The sequence below is a fragment of the Lederbergia panacisoli genome (genome assembly GCF_024626525.1).
GTDB classification, from domain to species: Bacteria; Bacillota; Bacilli; order Bacillales; family Bacillaceae_C; genus Lederbergia; species Lederbergia panacisoli.
Window position 1 is genome coordinate 1 of record NZ_JANJGU010000021.1, and the last position, 17,813, is coordinate 17,813.

Consider the following 17,813-nt stretch of genomic DNA (forward strand, 5'->3'; position numbering starts at 1 on the left):
GTTCAATGCCGAAGGCATTAAAAAGAAACATACACCATGTTAGCAGGATCGGGAGGACCAAGAAGATCAAGGAATCAAGGGAGAGACTCGGAATGGGCTTTGCCCCATGAGAATCGAACCAGCGCAGATGACGAAGAGATTCGCCGTTCATCGTGATCCGCTGCACGAACACGGAAGTTAAGCTCGCGCGCCGATGGTAGTAAGGGGACTCCCCTTGCAAGAGCAGGACGTTGCCAGGCAAATAAAGATATTCTCCATAGGAGAGTGTCTTTTTTTATGAAATCTTATATGGCATTGGTATCCTAAGGGGGGGCTTGCTCATTTGGTGCTGAAGATCCTCAATTCGTCGATTGAGACCTCAAGTGATGAGATTTTTAATGCCCAAGGTCCTCAATCTGTCGATTGAGGACTTAAGTGATATAAATTTGCATGTCGAAGGTCCTCAATCAATCGACCATACCAATCGCATTCAACCATTTTAGAAGCCTTAACCTTTATGTAACTATTTTTAACCAATAAGAAACGATTGCCCTCCCCAAATTGTTTATGATGTTTATAGAAAGAAAAAACAAAAAACGAAAGAGGGAATTGTAAAATGGAAATGGGTATCTCAGTAAAAAAATCATCATGGATCATCGCAGTGGTCACAGCATTAGCACTTTTGTTTTCATCATTGTTTAGCTTGAATGCGGATGCGGCAGCACAGACAAAAGGAGATAAGGCAGCAGCATATGCGCAAACATTGAAGGGGAAGCCGTTTAAATGGGGTGGAACAACAACAAAAGGGTTCGATGCTTCTGGTTTTACTCAATATGTGTACGCTAAAAGCTTAAAGGTAAACTTGCCGCGTACAAGTGCAGACCAATATAAAAAAGGTAAAAGTGTCGCACTAAAAAATCTTAAGCCAGGGGATTTAGTATTCTACAAAACAAATGGAAAATCAGTTTCATTCGTAGGTATTTATGTAGGAAAACAGCAATTTATCGGTGCAACGTCAAATGGAGTTAAAGTTCAATCGATGAATCTTACTTACTGGAAATCAAAATATGTTGGCGCCAAAAGAATCGTAAACTAATCAATATTGTACAGGAGAGTCTATCATGAAACGGACAAAAATAAAGGAACTTATACACTTTATGATCTATTTACTTATAGCGGTGTCCGTTTTCGGGATGGTCACTCTCCTCGTTGTCTTTTCCTTTATACATTTCTAATCTTCGTAGGTATGAATCCTACGGAGATTTTTTTATTGGGAGTAAATATTTTAATTCCAGACAAATACTACTTGCTTTTTTATTGTGTACCCGGTATAATAGATTTTGTTGCACAATAGAAATATATTACTAATCGTCGCGGGGTGGAGCAGTCTGGTAGCTCGTCGGGCTCATAACCCGAAGGTCGCAGGTTCAAATCCTGCCCCCGCAATCATTTTTTTCACCTAGAGATAGGTCCCGTGGTGTAGCGGTTAACATGCCTGCCTGTCACGCAGGAGATCGCGGGTTCGATTCCCGTCGGGACCGCCATATAATTTTAAAATGAAAACGAAACTTAGTTTCGTTTTTTTTCATAGGTAAAAAAAGTTTAAGTTTATTTAAGCCTATACTTTTTAATTTATGCTTTGCCCTATCGTCGTTGGACCAACATCCTGCGGACTTATACACCGATGAGCAAGGCGCTTGAACTTTTCTAATATTATTATGTACTAAAAGGGAGAACTCGAATGGAAAGCATTGAGTTTACATCAAATAGACCCGAAGATACGTATGAGATTGCAAAGAACTTAGGCAAATTGCTTAAGAAAAATGATATTATTTTACTTGAAGGCGACCTGGGAGCAGGAAAAACCACTTTTACAAAAGGTTTAGCTGCTGGGTTAGAGATTCAAAAAAACGTTAACAGCCCGACTTTTACCATAATAAAAGAATATAACGGAAGGCTTCCGCTTTATCATATGGATGTATACCGAGTTGGAGATGCCTTTGAAGATTTGGGGATCGATGAATATTTTTATAATGATGGGGTAACAGTGATTGAATGGGCTCATATTATAGAGGAACAACTTCCATCTGAACATCTCTCGATTTTTATATTCCGCGACGGCCAAGATAAACGAATTTTAAAGTTTGAATCGTCCGGTGCAAGATATGAAGCGTTATGTAAGGAGCTATTCAATGAAAATCTTAGCGATTGATACTTCTAATGATTGTTTAGGTATCGCATTATTAAGTGAAAAGAAAATTATTGGCGAATATATTACAAATATGAAAAAAAATCATAGTGTTCGGGTCATGCCAGCCATTGAACGATTGCTTTTGGATTGTGAGACGGATACATCCGAATTGAGTAAAATTGTAGTGGCACAAGGACCGGGCTCCTACACAGGCGTACGAATTGGCGTGACGATTGCGAAAACAATGGCATGGAGTTTGGGAATTCCTTTAGTGGGAGTGTCAAGTCTCGCTATACTGGCGCAATCAGCCCGTTATTTCTCAGGGCTGATTTGTCCGTTATTTGATGCAAGAAGAGGGCTAATCTATACGGGCTTATATAAGTATGAAAATGGAGTTCTAGTCAAAGTTTTGGAAGACAGAAATATTCTGGCAAGTGACTGGGCCGAGACACTTAATACTCATAAGGAATCCATTTTGTTTATTGGAAATGATGTGCCTCTTCATAAAGAAACATTCCAAGACATACTCCAAGAAAAAGCTGTTTTTTCACAAATTCCGGAACAAAATCCAAGGCCAGGCGAGCTTGGAATGATGGGGTTAAATCTTCCAGCCGTAGATATACATTCTTTCACCCCGAGTTATCTCCGCTTGGTGGAGGCAGAGGCGAAATGGCTGGAAAAACAGGAGCAAAGAAATGATTGATTATCAGCAGGATACATGTGGTATTTCGTTTCGAATCGCGAAGGAATATGATATTGAAAGTTTAGTTAAAATTGAACAACAGTCATTTACTGTACCATGGCCCAAGGAAGCATTTTATCAAGATATTATAAGTAATCGATTTGCTGTTTACTTAATAATGGAATACAACAAAGAAATTGCTGGCTACTGCGGCGTTTGGCTTGTTATGGATGAGGCGCATATTACGAACATTGCGGTCCTTCCCGAATTTCGTGGACGTAAGCTTGGGGAAGCATTATTAAGAAAAATGATGTCTCTGGCAAAAGAGGCGGGAACGAAAACGATGACGCTAGAAGTACGGGTCAGTAATACTCCAGCGAGATCCCTTTATAAAAAGTTGGGGTTTCAAGAAGGCGGCATCAGAAAGAACTATTATACAGACAACTATGAAGATGCCATTGTGATGTGGGTGAAAATATGAAAAAAGATTTAATTGTATTAGGACTTGAAACAAGCTGCGACGAGACTGCAGCATCCATTATAAAAAATGGTACGGAAATCCTATCAAATGTAGTTGCTTCGCAAATTGAAAGTCATAAAAGATTTGGTGGTGTCGTACCAGAACTTGCGTCTAGGCATCATGTAGAGCAAATCACTATCGTATTAGAAGAAGCATTTCAACAAGCAAATCTCACTATAAAAGATATGGATGCCATTGCTGTAACGGAAGGACCGGGTCTAGTAGGAGCTTTACTTGTCGGGGTAAATGCAGCAAAGGCGCTTGCGTTTTCACATAAAATTCCACTAGTGCCGGTTCATCATATTGCAGGACATATTTATGCGAATCGTTTAATAACGGAGTTGAAATTTCCATTAATTTCCCTTGTCGTTTCCGGTGGGCATACGGAAATTGTTTATATGGAAAAGCATGGCTCGTTCCAAGTAATTGGAGAAACCCTTGATGATGCGGCCGGGGAAGCATATGATAAAGTGGCGCGAACTTTGCAGCTTCCGTATCCCGGTGGTCCACATATTGACCGGCTCGCACATGAAGGAAAGCCTACGATTGATTTACCTAGGGCGTGGCTTGAAGAAGGTTCTTATGATTTTAGCTTTAGTGGTCTAAAATCAGCCGTTATCAACACTCTTCACAATGCTGAACAAAGAGGCGAGACGGTAAATCCTGAAGATTTGGCGGCAAGCTTCCAAGAGAGCGTTGTTGAAGTTTTGACTGAAAAAACTGTCCGGGCAGCAAAAGAATATAATGTGCGTCAAGTGCTATTAGCTGGCGGTGTTGCAGCGAATAAAGGACTACGGGACTCTTTAACATCGGCATTTAAAAACCTACCTGAGATTGAGCTTATCATTCCGCCACTCTCTTTATGCACAGATAACGCAGCAATGATTGCCGCAGCTGGCAGCATATTATTTGAAATGGGGAAAAGAGGCACAATGGAAATGAATGCCCACCCAGGTTTGGATATAGAAAAATAGATTTTGAACCCAATGTGAAGGATCATTGGGTTTTTAGTTTTGTGGATAAGTTGTGGATAATATTCTTTAGAAAATGGGCAATCGCAACTATTCATCTTAATTGTGGATAAAAATCACTTATCTTGTGGATAATGTGGAAAAGTCTCGGGATAACTATTATACCGGGATTTTTTCTGTGAATAAGTTTGTGGAAATAAAATAGCACCCATATCCAGGTGCTATTCTTGTAAAAGCTCCGATACTTCTTCCCACTCTTCTAACAGCTGATCCATTTCTATTTTAATTTCTTCAATTTGTTCATTAATCTTCATTACCTTTTCGTGATCTTCGAATATTTCAGGCTTACAAAGAAGCTCTTCAAGTTCGCTCATTTTCTCTTCTAGGATACCGAGGCGCTCCTCGATCTCCTCAACACGCCGCTTTCTTTGTCTTTCTAGTCTTTTCATTTCCTTGTCTTGTTGGAAAGTCGTTTTAGCCGCACGGTTTTCTATTTGCGTTTTCGATTGCAATTTTTCCGCATCTAGCCTGGCGATTTCTAGCATCTCTGCTTTTTTCTCTACGTAGTAATCATAATCTCCAAGATACTCGATCGTCCCGTTCGGGGAAAGCTCGACGACTTTAGAAGCAATTCTATTAATAAAATATCTATCATGTGAGACAAAAAGAATAGTGCCTGGGTAATCCACAAGTGCATTCTCAAGAACTTCCTTACTGTCTAAATCTAAATGGTTCGTCGGCTCGTCAAGGATAAGGAAATTAGCTTGTTCCATCATTAAAATGGCAAGTGCAAGCCGGGCTTTCTCACCACCACTTAAAGTAGAGACTGTCTTTTGCACATCGTCCCCACTAAACAGGAAATTGCCGAGCATCGTGCGGATTTCCTTTTCTTCTTTCAGTGGATAATTGTCCCAAAGCTCCTGTAAGACTGTTTTATTGGAGGATAGCTCTGCTTGTTCCTGATCGTAATAGCCAATTGCGACATTTGTCCCATAATCAATCGTCCCCGATAGCAATTTTAACTTTTTAATGATTGTTTTTAAAAGCGTTGACTTGCCAACCCCGTTTGGCCCTACCAATGCGATACTATCACCGCGATAGATGGAAAAACGAATATCTTTCGACAAAGGCGTATGCCCGTAGCCAATGCCTGCATCTTTTATCTGCAACACATCATTCCCGCTTTGCTTTTCAATGCCAAAGGAAATGGAAGCGGACTTATCGCCGCTTGCAGGTCTGTCCATCAATTGCATTTTATCAAGCTGCTTCCGCCTGCTTTGTGCTCTTTTCGTGGTAGAAGCTCGAGCTAGATTACGCTGAATAAAATCTTGCAGTTTTGCAACTTCATCCTGTTGCTTTTCATATAGTTTCAATTCACGCTCATAATTTTCCGCTTTTTGCACTAAATATTTGCTGTAGTTGCCATAAAATTTCTTTAATTCATGCATGGACAGCTCATAAACTTGTGTTACTATTTTATCTAGGAAATAACGATCATGTGAGACGATTAAAATGGCTCCTGGATAGCCTACTAAATATTGTTCTAGCCAAGTAAGAGTTTCTATATCTAAATGATTGGTAGGCTCATCAAGAATCAATATATCCGGTTTTGTTAATAATAATTTAGCAAGGGCAAGACGCGTCTTTTGCCCACCACTTAATGTTGAGATTCGTGTGGAGTAGTCTTGCTCATAAAACCTGAGGCCATGCAAGACAGAACGAATATCGGATTCATATTGATATCCTCCGGTTTCTTCAAACTTGATTTGAAGCTGATCGTATTCTCTTAATAGCTTTTCTGCATGTCCATCATGCAAGCTTTCCGCAAGTTCAAGCTCAATATTTCGAAGATTTTCTTCCGTTTTTTTTATATAATCAAATACGGAAAGCATTTCATCCCAAATCGATAATGTAGACTCAAGTCCGGTATTTTGCGCTAAATAACCAATCGACACATCTTTTGGTTTTACAATCTGGCCAGAATCATAGGATAAATGTCCTGCAATCATCTTTAGCAATGTGGACTTTCCAGCACCATTTCGTCCAACAAGGGCGATACGATCTTTCGTTTGGATTTCTAATTTTATATTCGATAATATTAATTCCGCGCCGAAGTATTTTGTCAGTTGCTGTATTTGTAGCAGCATCATTACTTTTCACCTCTAGTTTCATAGTCAGTGTACCGTATAATCAATACTTTCGGCAATATCTCATTCATAAGTCATTGAGAAAAAAGACAGCTTGAATGAAATAGTGTATGATAATAGAGAGGTGTTGGCTGTGAATCATTTAACTCATTTTAATGAAGAGGGACGCGCAAAGATGGTTGATGTGAGTGATAAACCTGAAACAACGCGAACGGCAATTGCCCAATCAAGTATAGAAGTAAATGAGATTATTTATGAACATATAACGACAAATAAAATAAAAAAGGGTGATGTGCTGGCCGTTGCCCAAGTTGCCGGCATCATGGCTGCGAAAAAGACATGGGAAATAATACCTATGTGCCACCCAATCCCATTAAAGGGAATAGACATCTCATTTAAATGGATACAAAAAACAGATACTAACTGGCTGCTAGAAATACAGGCTTCTGTAAAAACGATAGGAAATACCGGGGTTGAAATGGAAGCCCTGACTGCTGTATCTACATCGGCATTAACGGTTTATGATATGTGTAAAGCCGTTGATAAAGGAATGATCATCGGCCCAACTTTTCTTATAGAGAAAACAGGTGGAACGAAGGGAAAAGACTATAAACGACAATCTCACGATAGTGAGTGAAGGTCTGGAGGTTTAAGTATGAACGACGAAACAACGAAAATACCACATGCAACTGCAAAGAGACTGCCTCTTTATTACCGTTTTATTAAAAACTTGCATGCATCTGGAAAGCAACGAGTTTCTTCTGCACAACTAAGTGAAGCGGTAAAAGTTGACTCAGCAACGATTCGCCGCGACTTCTCTTATTTTGGTGCATTAGGAAAAAAAGGATATGGGTATAATGTAAACTATCTCTTGTCTTTTTTTAGCAAGACATTAGATCAAGATGAACTGACGAAAGTGGCGCTTATCGGTGTTGGTAATCTAGGAACGGCATTCCTGAATTATAACTTTCTTAAAAATAATAATACGAAAATCTCAATGGCTTTCGAAGTCGATCCGAGAAAGATTGGAACTCCAATTAGCGGTGTGCCAATTTACGATATGGCTGAGCTGGAAAACAGGCTAAAAGATGAAGAAATTTCGGCTGTCATTTTAACGGTGCCTGCCAATTCTGCACAGCAAATTACCGACCGGCTTGAAGGTACAGGTGTAAAAGGGATATTGAATTTTACACCGGCAAGACTTGCAGTTCCCGCGTCTGTAAGGGTTCATCACATTGACCTTGCAGTAGAGCTTCAGTCACTCATTTATTTTTTGAAAAATTATCCGAACGAAGACACGGAAAGTTCACAAGAATAACGGATTAAGAATAGCCAAACGGTATATCATCCTTTACAATAAATGAATAAGGAGGTGGGCGCAAATGGTATTAGGTATGATAGGACCAACTAGTGCAGTCCTAATCGGGCTTGTTGCGATTTTAATATTTGGCCCCAAAAAATTGCCTGAGTTAGGGAAGGCAGCTGGAAAAACACTTCGAGAATTTAAAAATGCTACAGCAGGCTTGGCGGATGATGATGAGAAAGATAAAGAGAAGGATCAGAAAAAAGACTCAAGCCTTTGATAGGATGAACGTGTTATGAATCAGAATCAAATGACGATTTTAGAACATATAGACGAATTACGAAAACGGCTGATGATCATAGTCGTTTTCTTTGTATTGGCCATTATCGGTGGCTTTTTTATAGTGGAACCATTGATCAATCTTCTTCAAAATGCAGCTTCAGCCAAGGAACTGACAATGAATGCGTTTCGTGTCACAGATCCTTTTAAAGTGTATATGAATATGGTATTTGTTTTGGCGTTAATCTTCACATCCCCCGTGATTTTATATCAAATATGGTCATTTGTGAGCCCAGGGCTTCTTGAAAGGGAACGAAGAGTGACATTGGGATACATTCCTGCCTCTGTGTTTTTATTTTTGGCGGGCCTAGCTTTTTCATATTTTATTCTTTTTCCTTTTGTTATGAAGTTCATGCTCGGCTTGTCCGGCAATATGGGAATTCAATCAACAATTGGAATCAACGAATACTTTCAATTTTTATTTCAAATTACACTGCCTTTCGGACTGTTATTTCAGCTGCCAGTCGTCCTTCTATTTTTAACTAGACTAGGTATCGTAACACCGATGCTTCTGAAAAAGATTAGGAAGTATGCCTACTTTATCCTATTTGTCATCGCCGCTCTTATTACACCGCCAGATATTGTCTCTCATTTAATGGTAACTGTGCCGCTTTTACTACTCTATGAAATTAGTGTATGGATTGCGGGCATAGGTTATAAAAAAGCTCAAGCTGCGGAAGCGGAACAAAGAGAAAAAGAGGACGCTTAGGCATCCTCTTTTTTACTTCTTATTTTGCTTATGTTTTATTTTAAAATGCAAAGCAATCAGCCTAAACCCCGCACCAAAATCAAACGTAGCTAAAATGAGCAATACATAAACGAAAAAATTCCAATCATTCATAGTTACTTGCTGGAACGCAAAAAATGTAAAAATTCCACCAAGAAATAAATAGATAACTCCTGAAAAAAACGGAGATCTCATTAGAAAAACCCTCCAATCCAACCGTGAACCCACTCAAATATCCCTGCTTGCTCATTCATATATTTAAATTGAACAACCGTCACGATGGTATTCATCATCATATGAGAAATAATCGGCACGATAATTCGTTTCGTTTTTACATACAAAAAGGAAAAGGTGAAGCCCATTGCCGCGTATAAAATGATATGCATTGGATCAAAATGGGCAAGTGAGAATACTAGCGAACTTAATAATGCCGCCACCCAGAAAGGAAAACGATTATATAACATTCCAAAAATGACTTTTCGAAAGACGATTTCTTCTAAAATTGGACCGAAAATCGAAGTAGATAAAACAACAAATGGAACTAGTTTTATTAAGCTCATAATGTGTTCAGTATTTTCGGAACCGGGCTTTATTCCAAGTGCTGTTTCAATATAAATACCGATCATTTGAGCAACGAATGCAATAAAAATCCCTCCAATTGCCCAAATAATCGCTTGATTTACAGGCATTGGCTCACCTTTTTCAACCCTTGTATATGGCTCCGACTTTCTTAAGATGAGGAGGATAATAATTAATCCTACAAAAAAGCTGAAAACGACCCATATTCCTGTTGCCAATATCTCCATTTTGGCTAAATCTACATGAAACAATAGTACCCCGGCGAAAGCTACCAGAGGCATTCCAATAAATACAGAAAGCTGCATGGCAATGTAGGTTATCAATATATATAGATACTTTTTATTCATCAACAAAATTTCCCTTCATTAATTTAACACAAGACAACCTTCATTTTACTAATAAACTTGGTTCGCTTCAAATGTGGATGCTTTTTAAAAATTATGTAGAGCTTTGCTGAAAAAGTTTTATTGATAAATAGAGCTTAGGACTTGCAAATCAAAAGTGAATTTATTATGATAATAACTGTGTTAGCACTCAATGTGTTAGAGTGCTAATAAAAAATAAATACATATTCTTTTAAGGAGGTTGTTTCACTTGTTAAAACCATTGGGTGATCGCGTCATTATTGAGCTAGTAGAATCGGAAGAAAAAACAGCTAGTGGTATTATCGTTCCTGATTCAGCAAAGGAAAAACCGCAGGAAGGTAAAGTTGTTGCTGTAGGTACGGGCCGTGTTCTTGAAAGCGGTGAGCGTGTTGCTCTAGATGTATCTGAAGGAGATACAATCATCTTCTCAAAATACGCTGGCACAGAAGTGAAATACCAAGGGACTGAATATTTGATTCTACGTGAATCAGACATTTTAGCTGTTGTCGGAAAGTAAGTCTGATTCTTAATTTTAATTATAAAAACGTATGAGGAGGTCATTATTCAATGGCAAAAGATATTAAATTCTCAGAAGATGCTCGTCGCGCACTGCTTCGCGGTGTAGACCAATTAGCAGATGCTGTTAAAGTTACATTGGGACCAAAAGGACGCAACGTTGTTCTTGAGAAAAAATTTGGTTCTCCACTGATTACAAACGACGGGGTTACAATTGCTAAAGAAATCGAACTAGAAGATGCATTCGAAAATATGGGTGCGAAGCTTGTTTCTGAAGTTGCAAGCAAAACAAATGACGTAGCAGGTGACGGTACAACAACTGCAACGGTTCTTGCTCAAGCAATGATTCGTGAAGGCTTGAAAAACGTTACAGCTGGAGCTAATCCTGTTGGCGTTAAAAAAGGCATCGAAAAAGCTGTTGCAACTGCAGTTGAAGAATTACAAGCAATTTCTAAGCAAATTGAAGATAAAGAATCAATCGCTCAAGTTGCTGCTATTTCTTCAGGCGACGAAGAAGTTGGACAACTAATTGCAGAAGCAATGGAACGCGTTGGCAACGACGGTGTTATTACAATTGAAGAATCAAAAGGCTTCACAACGGAGCTTGATGTAGTGGAAGGTATGCAATTCGACCGTGGATATGCATCTCCATACATGGTAACAGATTCCGATAAAATGGAAGCCGTTCTTGATAATCCATATATCTTAATCACTGATAAAAAAATCACAAACATCCAAGAAATTCTTCCTGTTCTTGAGCAAGTTGTTCAACAAGGCAAGCCGCTATTGATGATCGCTGAAGACGTTGAAGGCGAAGCACTTGCAACTCTTGTTGTGAACAAACTTCGTGGAACATTCAATGCAGTAGCAGTTAAAGCTCCTGGATTTGGTGACCGTCGTAAAGCGATGCTTGAAGACATTGCCATCTTAACAGGCGGTGAAGTAATCACTGAAGAGCTTGGATTGGATCTTAAATCTGCAACAATCGATTCTCTTGGACGCGCAGCGAAAGTAGTTGTTTCTAAAGAAAATACAACTATCGTTGAAGGTGTTGGAGATTCTGCGAACATCGGTGCACGCGTTAACCAAATCCGTGTACAAATGGAAGAAACAACTTCCGAGTTCGACAAAGAAAAATTACAAGAGCGTTTGGCTAAACTTGCTGGCGGCGTAGCTGTCATTAAAGTAGGTGCAGCAACTGAAACAGAATTGAAAGAGCGTAAACTTCGCATTGAAGACGCATTAAACGCAACTCGTGCAGCAGTTGAAGAAGGAATCGTTTCCGGAGGCGGAACTGCACTTGTGAATGTATACAATAAAGTAGCTGGTCTTCAAGCAGAAGGCGACGTAGCAACAGGTATTCGCATCGTTCTACGTGCCCTTGAAGAGCCTGTACGCCAAATCGCACACAACGCTGGTCTAGAAGGATCTGTTGTTGTTGAGCGTCTGAAAAAAGAAGAAATTGGCGTTGGATTCAACGCTGCAACTAACGAGTGGGTTAACATGATCGACGCTGGTATCGTCGACCCAACTAAAGTTACTCGCTATGCACTTCAAAACGCAGCATCTGTTGCAGCAATGCTTCTAACTACTGAAGCTGTAGTTGCTGACAAGCCAGAACCAGCTGCACCTGCAATGCCTGATATGGGCGGAATGGGTGGAATGGGCGGCATGATGTAATTACGGTATAAAAACCTTATAATACCAAGGTTTATTACTGTAACTAGACCATCTAGTGTCCGAAAAAACATTCGATATCAGTTAGATAAATTTATAAGAGGTCTTTCATTATATTTCTACTTAATGAAAGACCTCTTTTTTTATCAGTTTACATTTTAATTGAATTCAAATTGTTTTCCTGGTTTATTCTTGTATGACTAAACACCTTAAATAAGCTTTGAAAATAAATCGGTAACAAAGACTATACATAACCATTTACAACAATTAGATTGTAATACAAGTATTATAATGGATATAAAGCCTAAATTGGAGTCTATCGGATTGTGTTTCAAAAGGTACTACTCTATTGAGTTTGACGTGATTTCTCCTTAAGAGGGGCAGATTAATGAGGATTGAAGCAAGAAAATAATAATAGATAATTGCTTAATTTTCTAAGATGTTAAATGGTCTTAATGATTATTTGTAGAATTTTTGTTGTATTTAAAGATCTTTGAATGCAACCAAAAATATTAATAAAATTTACGACAGGTCTTCTCTTTGTTTTCCTTAAAGAAAGCTTTTTTAAAATTAACTTTTGCGTCTGAGTGTGGTTTTCTACAAGAATTCAAATTGAGTACACTCAAAACAAACAATTTGTAATCTCAATTTAACAGGCTATATTATGTTCAATTATAGTTTTTCATTTAATATTGTTTAAGAATTTAATTATTATAGATAATGGTTCAAGGAAATAAATAAATATTATTGAGTAATCGGAAAATAGTGTTAAGAGGGTTAAAAGGTACCCTCTTCTATAGCTATAATGACATTTCAATCTGGTGGAGAAGAACAGGCATTAGAATAATAGCCGGAATAGAAGTACAACTTGCAGTCATCTATTAAAATTGTGAATCTCTTGCTGCAAATGAAATAAAACTAAATTGGTCATTCATCTACCTTTCGCTCTAAACATATGTTATGATAATTATAATTAAATATGAACTTATTTGGAGGAGTCTGTCACCAAGGGATTATTATGTCCTTTGGTGGTAGGCTCCTTTTGCGTTCATTTGGTAAATAAACGCATGAAGGGTGGAATTCAGGTTAAATTAATATATCAATTGCTCCATATAGCCTTATCACGTGCTAATAATTATTGAAAGGAAGATTTTAAGGAGGAGTTTTTTTGTCTGTTTTACATCTTGTTATTGTGGCGCCACTACTATTGGCATTTCTTGTTCCTTTCCTGCATAAAAGGTTTCAGAGTTTTCATACGGGCTGGTTTGTTCTTTTACTTCCGGCAGCGTTGTTCATTTACTTTTTTCAGCTTATTCCAGCAATGAAAAATCAAGGAACAATTCAAGAAACTGCCAATTGGATTCCTTCACTAGGCATTAATTTCACAGCCTATGTGGATGGACTTGGACTATTATTTGCCCTGCTCATTACAGGTATTGGCTCTTTAGTTGTACTTTATTCGATCTTTTATTTATCGAAAGAAAAGGAAAATCTCGGCACTTTCTATGTATATTTACTTATGTTCATGGGAGCAATGCTCGGTGTTGTGCTTTCTGACAACTTAATCGTCCTTTATGCTTTTTGGGAGTTGACTTCTTTTTCATCATTTTTGCTGATTGGATTCTGGTTTGAGCGAGAACGTTCACGGTATGGGGCGCAAAAATCTATGCTGATCACTGTATTCGGTGGGCTTGCCATGCTTGGAGGTTTTCTCCTCCTGCATGTGATGACAGGATCATTTAGTGTAAGAGAAATCATCTCAATGGCAAGCGAAATAAGTTCAGAACCGTTATTTATTGCAGCACTTGTGTTAGTTCTTCTTGGTGCTTTTACAAAATCTGCGCAATTTCCTTTTCACATTTGGCTTCCGGATGCGATGGAAGCTCCAACCCCTGTTAGTGCATACTTACACTCAGCTACGATGGTCAAAGCAGGCATTTACATGGTAGCCCGCATGAGTCCGATTTTTGCTGAACAAGGGACATGGTTTTGGCTCGTTAGCGGTATAGGAATATTAACTCTCTTATGGGGTTCATTCAATGCAGTAAAACAAACGGATTTAAAAGCAATACTTGCTTTTTCAACAGTGAGTCAGCTTGGCTTAATTATGTCTTTGCTCGGTGTCGGCTCAGCTGCCCTTCACTTTAAAGAGCTAGATAATAATATATACATGGCAGCAGTAGTCGCAGCCGTGTTCCATTTAATTAACCACGCTACTTTCAAAGGTAGTTTGTTCATGGTCGCAGGCATAGTTGATCATGAAACGGGTACAAGGGATATTCGTAGGCTAGGCGGGCTTATGCAAGTGATGCCAATTACGTTTACGATTGCTTTAATTGGCTCATTTTCAATGGCAGGCTTACCTCCTTTTAACGGATTCTTGAGCAAAGAAATGTTTCTTGAAAGTATGGTTTACTTACTGTCACTAAATATTTTCCAAATGAATACATGGGGTGTGCTTTTCCCTGTACTTGCATGGATAGCAAGTGTGTTCACTTTTATTTACAGTATGATTCTCATATTCAAGACCTTTGCAGGCAAGTATAAGCCCAAAAAATTACCGCAAAAGCCTCATGAAGCACCGATTGGCATGCTCATTTCTCCAATCATATTAGCTACGCTTGTGATTGGTTTTGGCTTGTTTCCGAATGTACTTTCCAATTCTATTATTGAACCCGCAGCAGCATCGATCATGCCAGGCCTAATCGATGCGGGACAAGCCTTTGATGTCCATTTTTCTTTATGGCACGGCTTTTCTCCAGCATTATTCATGACAATTGGAGTTGTTTTAATCGGAATATTGCTTTATATCACGTTACCTAAATGGAAAAAAATATATGAAATATTGCCTAAACAATTTACGTTAAATCATATGTACAATTCAGGATTGATTCGAACGGAAACAGGCTCTAATAAAGCAACAAATCTATATATGACAGGGTCCATTCGAACATATATGATTTATATCTTTGTTGGCTTAATTGGCATTCTTGGTTTTTCAATTTTTACGAAGGATGCTTTTGCGATTGACACGTCTAACGTAGCTTCAATTGGATTATATGAAATCGTGCTAGCGCTTATTATTGTAGTGGCATCACTCACAATCCTAATGGCAAAATCACGCCTCACATCGATTGTAGCGCTCGGAGCAATTGGATATACTGTCGCACTATTTTTCGTACTGTTCAGGGCACCTGATCTTGTGTTGACACAACTCGTCATTGAAACGGTCTCCGTGGCATTATTTCTCCTCTGCTTCTATCATTTGCCGAAAATGAGTAGGAAGGAAGAGCGTATAAAATTTAAGCTAACCAATGCGGTTGTCGCTGCTGGTGTAGGAATCGTTGTGACTTTGATCGCTTTATCGGCATATAGTACGAAAATTTTTGATTCAATTGCACAATATTATATTGAAAATACTGCAGAAAAAGCTGGCGGTGGTAATATGGTAAATGTCATCCTAGTTGACTTCCGCGGATTTGATACGATGTTTGAAATAGCTGTATTAGGTATTGCGGCCCTTGGCATATATGGCATGGTTAGATTAAGGCTTTCAGGGAGGAAAACTGAATGAATACGAATGATCTTATTTTACAAACGGTAACTAAAATTGTTTCTTTTATCATTCTGCTTTTCTCTCTCCATATTTTTTTCGCCGGTCATTACAATCCCGGGGGCGGATTTGTCGGTGGACTGCTGACGTCCGGCGCTATCGTGTTGTTATTGCTCGCGTATGATATAAAAACTGTAGCGAACAGCTTGCCTGTTGACTATAGAATAATGATCGCCGTTGGACTGTTATTTGCAATTGGTACGGGTGTGGGGGCACTTATTTTTGATGTTCCTTTCCTCACCCACGCTTTTGGTTATTTTACATTGCCGTTACTTGGAAAAACTTCCCTGCATACGGCTGTATTGTTTGATATCGGTGTATACTTAGTTGTCGTTGGTGCTACGATGACCATTATTCAAACGATAGGAGAGAGTGAATAATGGAAATTTTAATGTCTATCGTAATTGGCCTGCTATTTGCAAGTGCCGTTTACTTAATGTTATCAAAAAGTTTACTCAGGATTATTATCGGTACAGGTTTGCTCAGCCACGGAGCTCACTTGATGCTGCTGACACTGGCCGGATTAAAGCGAGGTACCGTGCCGCTGCTAGGAGAAAATGCCCAAGCATATACAGACCCTATTCCACAGGCACTCATTCTAACAGCAATCGTCATCAGTTTCGGTGTAACAGCTTTTTTCCTCGTTGTAGCGTACCGTGCCTATCAAGAGCTTGGCACAGACAACATAGATGAGATGAGAGGTACAGAAACAGATGATTAATTTATTAATATTGCCGATTGTCATTCCACTTATCACTGCGGTTATTTTGATGTTTTTTGCAAAGAAAGTCACTATTCAGCGGTGGATTTCTGCTATTTCCATGACCGGTACATTCATTACTTCATTGATTTTGCTTCATAAAATAGATCAAAACGGAATACAAACGCTAAATCTCGGAAACTGGCCAGCTCCATTCGGTATTACACTTGTATCTGATATGCTGTCCGCCCTGCTTGTTGCAACTGGTTCTTTTATTGCACTTTGTTGCATTCTTTTCTCCTTTGGAACAATTGGCAGAGCACGTGAAAAATTTTATTACTATTCTATCGTTCAATTTTTAATGGTAGGTGTAAACGGAGCGTTTACTACAGGGGATATTTTTAACATGTTCGTCTTTTTTGAGGTAATGCTCATGTCCTCCTACGTGCTTATGGTCATTGGCGGCACGAAAATACAGTTGCGTGAATCCATTAAATATTTGCTTGTGAATGTTACGTCATCTGCATTATTTGTTATTGCAGTAGCGTATCTTTATTCCATGGTCGGATCATTGAACATGGCCCATATATCCGAAAGAATTGCGGAAGCTGGCCAACCAGGGATCATGACTGTCGTAGCGGTCCTCTTTTTGATCGTTTTTGGATTAAAAGGAGGGATATTCCCGCTCTTCTTTTGGCTACCTGGTTCGTATTATGCACCACCTGCCCCGATAATTGCATTATTCGGAGCTTTGTTAACTAAAGTAGGAGTTTATTCCATCTTAAGGACGTATACGCTTTTCTTTTATCATGATCAAGGATTTACACATGAACTTCTTATTATCTTATCATTGATTACGATCGTTCTTGGATCTATCGCTGCGATTGCATATAAAGATATTAAAAAGATTATTATTTACAATATAGTTGTCGCGATTGGAATTATTACGTATGGAATCGGTACGATGAATGCTGACTCATTGAGTGGGTCTGTCTTCTATTTAATTCATGACATGATCATTAAGGCAGCACTGTTCATGATCGCAGGAGTTATCGTAGCAATAACTGGAACGGGCAGTTATCAAAAATTTAGCGGATTAATAAGGCATTACCCACTGCTTGGCTGGATATTCTTTCTATCAATTCTTGCACTTGCAGGTATTCCACCATTAAGTGGTTTTATCGGGAAAATTTTGATAGCAAGAGGAGGTTTTGCGGAGGGTGATATTGTTGGCGCACTGGTCATTCTTTTCTCCAGTCTATTCGTCTTGTATTCTTTGATGAGGGTATTTATCAATAGTTTCTGGGGGGATCCGAAAGGCAGCAAAGTTAACTCAAATATTGGTGTTAGTAAATTGCTTATTCCTATATCCGTGCTAATGATCGCCTCCATCTCTTATGGAGTATTCTCAGAACATGTCAATATGTATATTACCCAGGCTGTAGATGTACTCATTAATCCTTCTCTTTACATCGAGGCAGTTTTAAACAAATAAACATGCTTT

Annotated in this window: 19 protein-coding genes and 2 tRNA genes; 17 read left to right on the forward strand and 4 right to left on the reverse strand. The window is 38.8% G+C overall.

Translation table 11 applies throughout. The features are described 5' to 3' along the window. The coding region (locus NQ185_RS18340; RefSeq protein ID WP_257583494.1) for a hypothetical protein at positions 1-241 on the reverse strand (241 nt) is incomplete at its 3' end. Between the two features lie 354 nt (positions 242-595). On the opposite strand from NQ185_RS18340, the gene NQ185_RS18345 reads away from it, so the two are divergent. The 7 genes from NQ185_RS18345 to tsaD all read left to right on the forward strand — a co-directional run bounded on the left by NQ185_RS18345 (position 596) and on the right by tsaD (position 4,346). Continuing rightward, positions 596-1,075, forward strand: a complete 480-nt coding sequence (locus NQ185_RS18345) for a C40 family peptidase (protein WP_257583495.1) — start codon at positions 596-598, stop codon at positions 1,073-1,075. Positions 1,076-1,351: 276 nt separating this feature from the next. Further along, a tRNA-Met gene (locus NQ185_RS18350) sits at positions 1,352-1,425 on the forward strand. Positions 1,426-1,447: 22 nt separating this feature from the next. After that, a tRNA-Asp gene (locus tag NQ185_RS18355) sits at positions 1,448-1,523 on the forward strand. A gap of 197 nt (positions 1,524-1,720) precedes the next feature. Continuing rightward, positions 1,721-2,191 carry a tRNA (adenosine(37)-N6)-threonylcarbamoyltransferase complex ATPase subunit type 1 TsaE gene (gene tsaE / locus NQ185_RS18360; protein ID WP_257583496.1) on the forward strand — a complete coding sequence of 157 codons (471 nt, stop codon included), beginning with the start codon at positions 1,721-1,723 and terminating at the stop codon, positions 2,189-2,191. Next, positions 2,172-2,873 (forward strand): tRNA (adenosine(37)-N6)-threonylcarbamoyltransferase complex dimerization subunit type 1 TsaB, encoded by a 702-nt coding sequence (gene tsaB / locus NQ185_RS18365; RefSeq protein ID WP_257583497.1) that lies wholly within the window; start codon positions 2,172-2,174, stop codon positions 2,871-2,873. Before tsaE ends, tsaB begins: the two co-directional genes overlap by 20 nt. After that, entirely contained in the window at positions 2,866-3,333 is a 468-nt protein-coding gene (gene rimI / locus NQ185_RS18370) for a ribosomal protein S18-alanine N-acetyltransferase (RefSeq protein ID WP_257583498.1), read from the forward strand. Before tsaB ends, rimI begins: the two co-directional genes overlap by 8 nt. Next, a complete protein-coding gene (gene tsaD / locus NQ185_RS18375; RefSeq protein ID WP_257583499.1) occupies positions 3,330-4,346 on the forward strand; it encodes a tRNA (adenosine(37)-N6)-threonylcarbamoyltransferase complex transferase subunit TsaD in 1,017 nt (338 codons plus the stop codon). Before rimI ends, tsaD begins: the two co-directional genes overlap by 4 nt. A gap of 218 nt (positions 4,347-4,564) precedes the next feature. On the opposite strand, the gene abc-f is transcribed toward tsaD, so the two are convergent. Continuing rightward, entirely contained in the window at positions 4,565-6,493 is a 1,929-nt protein-coding gene (gene abc-f / locus NQ185_RS18380) for a ribosomal protection-like ABC-F family protein (RefSeq protein WP_257583500.1), read from the reverse strand. Positions 6,494-6,623: 130 nt separating this feature from the next. Between abc-f and moaC the strand changes: the two genes are divergently transcribed. From moaC to tatC, 4 genes are all read left to right on the forward strand, one after another. Continuing rightward, on the forward strand, positions 6,624-7,127 hold the full coding sequence (gene moaC / locus NQ185_RS18385) for a cyclic pyranopterin monophosphate synthase MoaC (RefSeq protein WP_257583501.1): 504 nt from the start codon (positions 6,624-6,626) through the stop codon (positions 7,125-7,127). A gap of 18 nt (positions 7,128-7,145) precedes the next feature. Next, positions 7,146-7,808, forward strand: a complete 663-nt coding sequence (locus NQ185_RS18390; protein WP_257583502.1) for a redox-sensing transcriptional repressor Rex — start codon at positions 7,146-7,148, stop codon at positions 7,806-7,808. 76 nt (positions 7,809-7,884) lie between these two features. Beyond that, complete coding sequence (locus tag NQ185_RS18395) at positions 7,885-8,073, forward strand: twin-arginine translocase TatA/TatE family subunit (protein WP_257583565.1); 189 nt, start codon at positions 7,885-7,887, stop codon at positions 8,071-8,073. Between the two features lie 15 nt (positions 8,074-8,088). Further along, complete coding sequence (gene tatC / locus NQ185_RS18400) at positions 8,089-8,841, forward strand: twin-arginine translocase subunit TatC (RefSeq protein ID WP_257583503.1); 753 nt, start codon at positions 8,089-8,091, stop codon at positions 8,839-8,841. Positions 8,842-8,853: 12 nt separating this feature from the next. On the opposite strand, the gene NQ185_RS18405 is transcribed toward tatC, so the two are convergent. Further along, positions 8,854-9,054: a YdiK family protein gene (locus NQ185_RS18405; RefSeq protein ID WP_257583505.1), complete on the reverse strand. Its 201-nt coding sequence runs from the start codon at positions 9,052-9,054 to the stop codon at positions 8,854-8,856. Continuing rightward, on the reverse strand, positions 9,054-9,785 hold the full coding sequence (locus NQ185_RS18410) for a CPBP family intramembrane glutamic endopeptidase (RefSeq protein WP_257583507.1): 732 nt from the start codon (positions 9,783-9,785) through the stop codon (positions 9,054-9,056). Before NQ185_RS18410 ends, NQ185_RS18405 begins: the two co-directional genes overlap by 1 nt. 247 nt (positions 9,786-10,032) lie before the next feature. Between NQ185_RS18410 and groES the strand changes: the two genes are divergently transcribed. The 6 genes from groES to NQ185_RS18440 all read left to right on the forward strand — a co-directional run bounded on the left by groES (position 10,033) and on the right by NQ185_RS18440 (position 17,804). Then, positions 10,033-10,320 (forward strand): co-chaperone GroES, encoded by a 288-nt coding sequence (groES, locus tag NQ185_RS18415; RefSeq protein WP_257583508.1) that lies wholly within the window; start codon positions 10,033-10,035, stop codon positions 10,318-10,320. 50 nt (positions 10,321-10,370) lie between these two features. Then, a complete protein-coding gene (gene groL, locus NQ185_RS18420) occupies positions 10,371-11,999 on the forward strand; it encodes a chaperonin GroEL (protein WP_257583510.1) in 1,629 nt (542 codons plus the stop codon). A 1,165-nt stretch (positions 12,000-13,164) separates the two neighbouring features. Beyond that, a complete protein-coding gene (locus tag NQ185_RS18425) occupies positions 13,165-15,570 on the forward strand; it encodes a Na+/H+ antiporter subunit A (protein ID WP_257583511.1) in 2,406 nt (801 codons plus the stop codon). Next, positions 15,567-15,989 (forward strand): Na(+)/H(+) antiporter subunit B, encoded by a 423-nt coding sequence (locus NQ185_RS18430; protein WP_257583513.1) that lies wholly within the window; start codon positions 15,567-15,569, stop codon positions 15,987-15,989. The genes NQ185_RS18425 and NQ185_RS18430 overlap by 4 nt, the downstream gene beginning before the upstream one ends. Then, positions 15,989-16,330, forward strand: a complete 342-nt coding sequence (locus NQ185_RS18435; protein WP_257583515.1) for a Na(+)/H(+) antiporter subunit C — start codon at positions 15,989-15,991, stop codon at positions 16,328-16,330. Before NQ185_RS18430 ends, NQ185_RS18435 begins: the two co-directional genes overlap by 1 nt. Further along, entirely contained in the window at positions 16,323-17,804 is a 1,482-nt protein-coding gene (locus NQ185_RS18440; protein WP_257583516.1) for a Na+/H+ antiporter subunit D, read from the forward strand. Before NQ185_RS18435 ends, NQ185_RS18440 begins: the two co-directional genes overlap by 8 nt. Positions 17,805-17,813 lie beyond the last annotated feature (9 nt).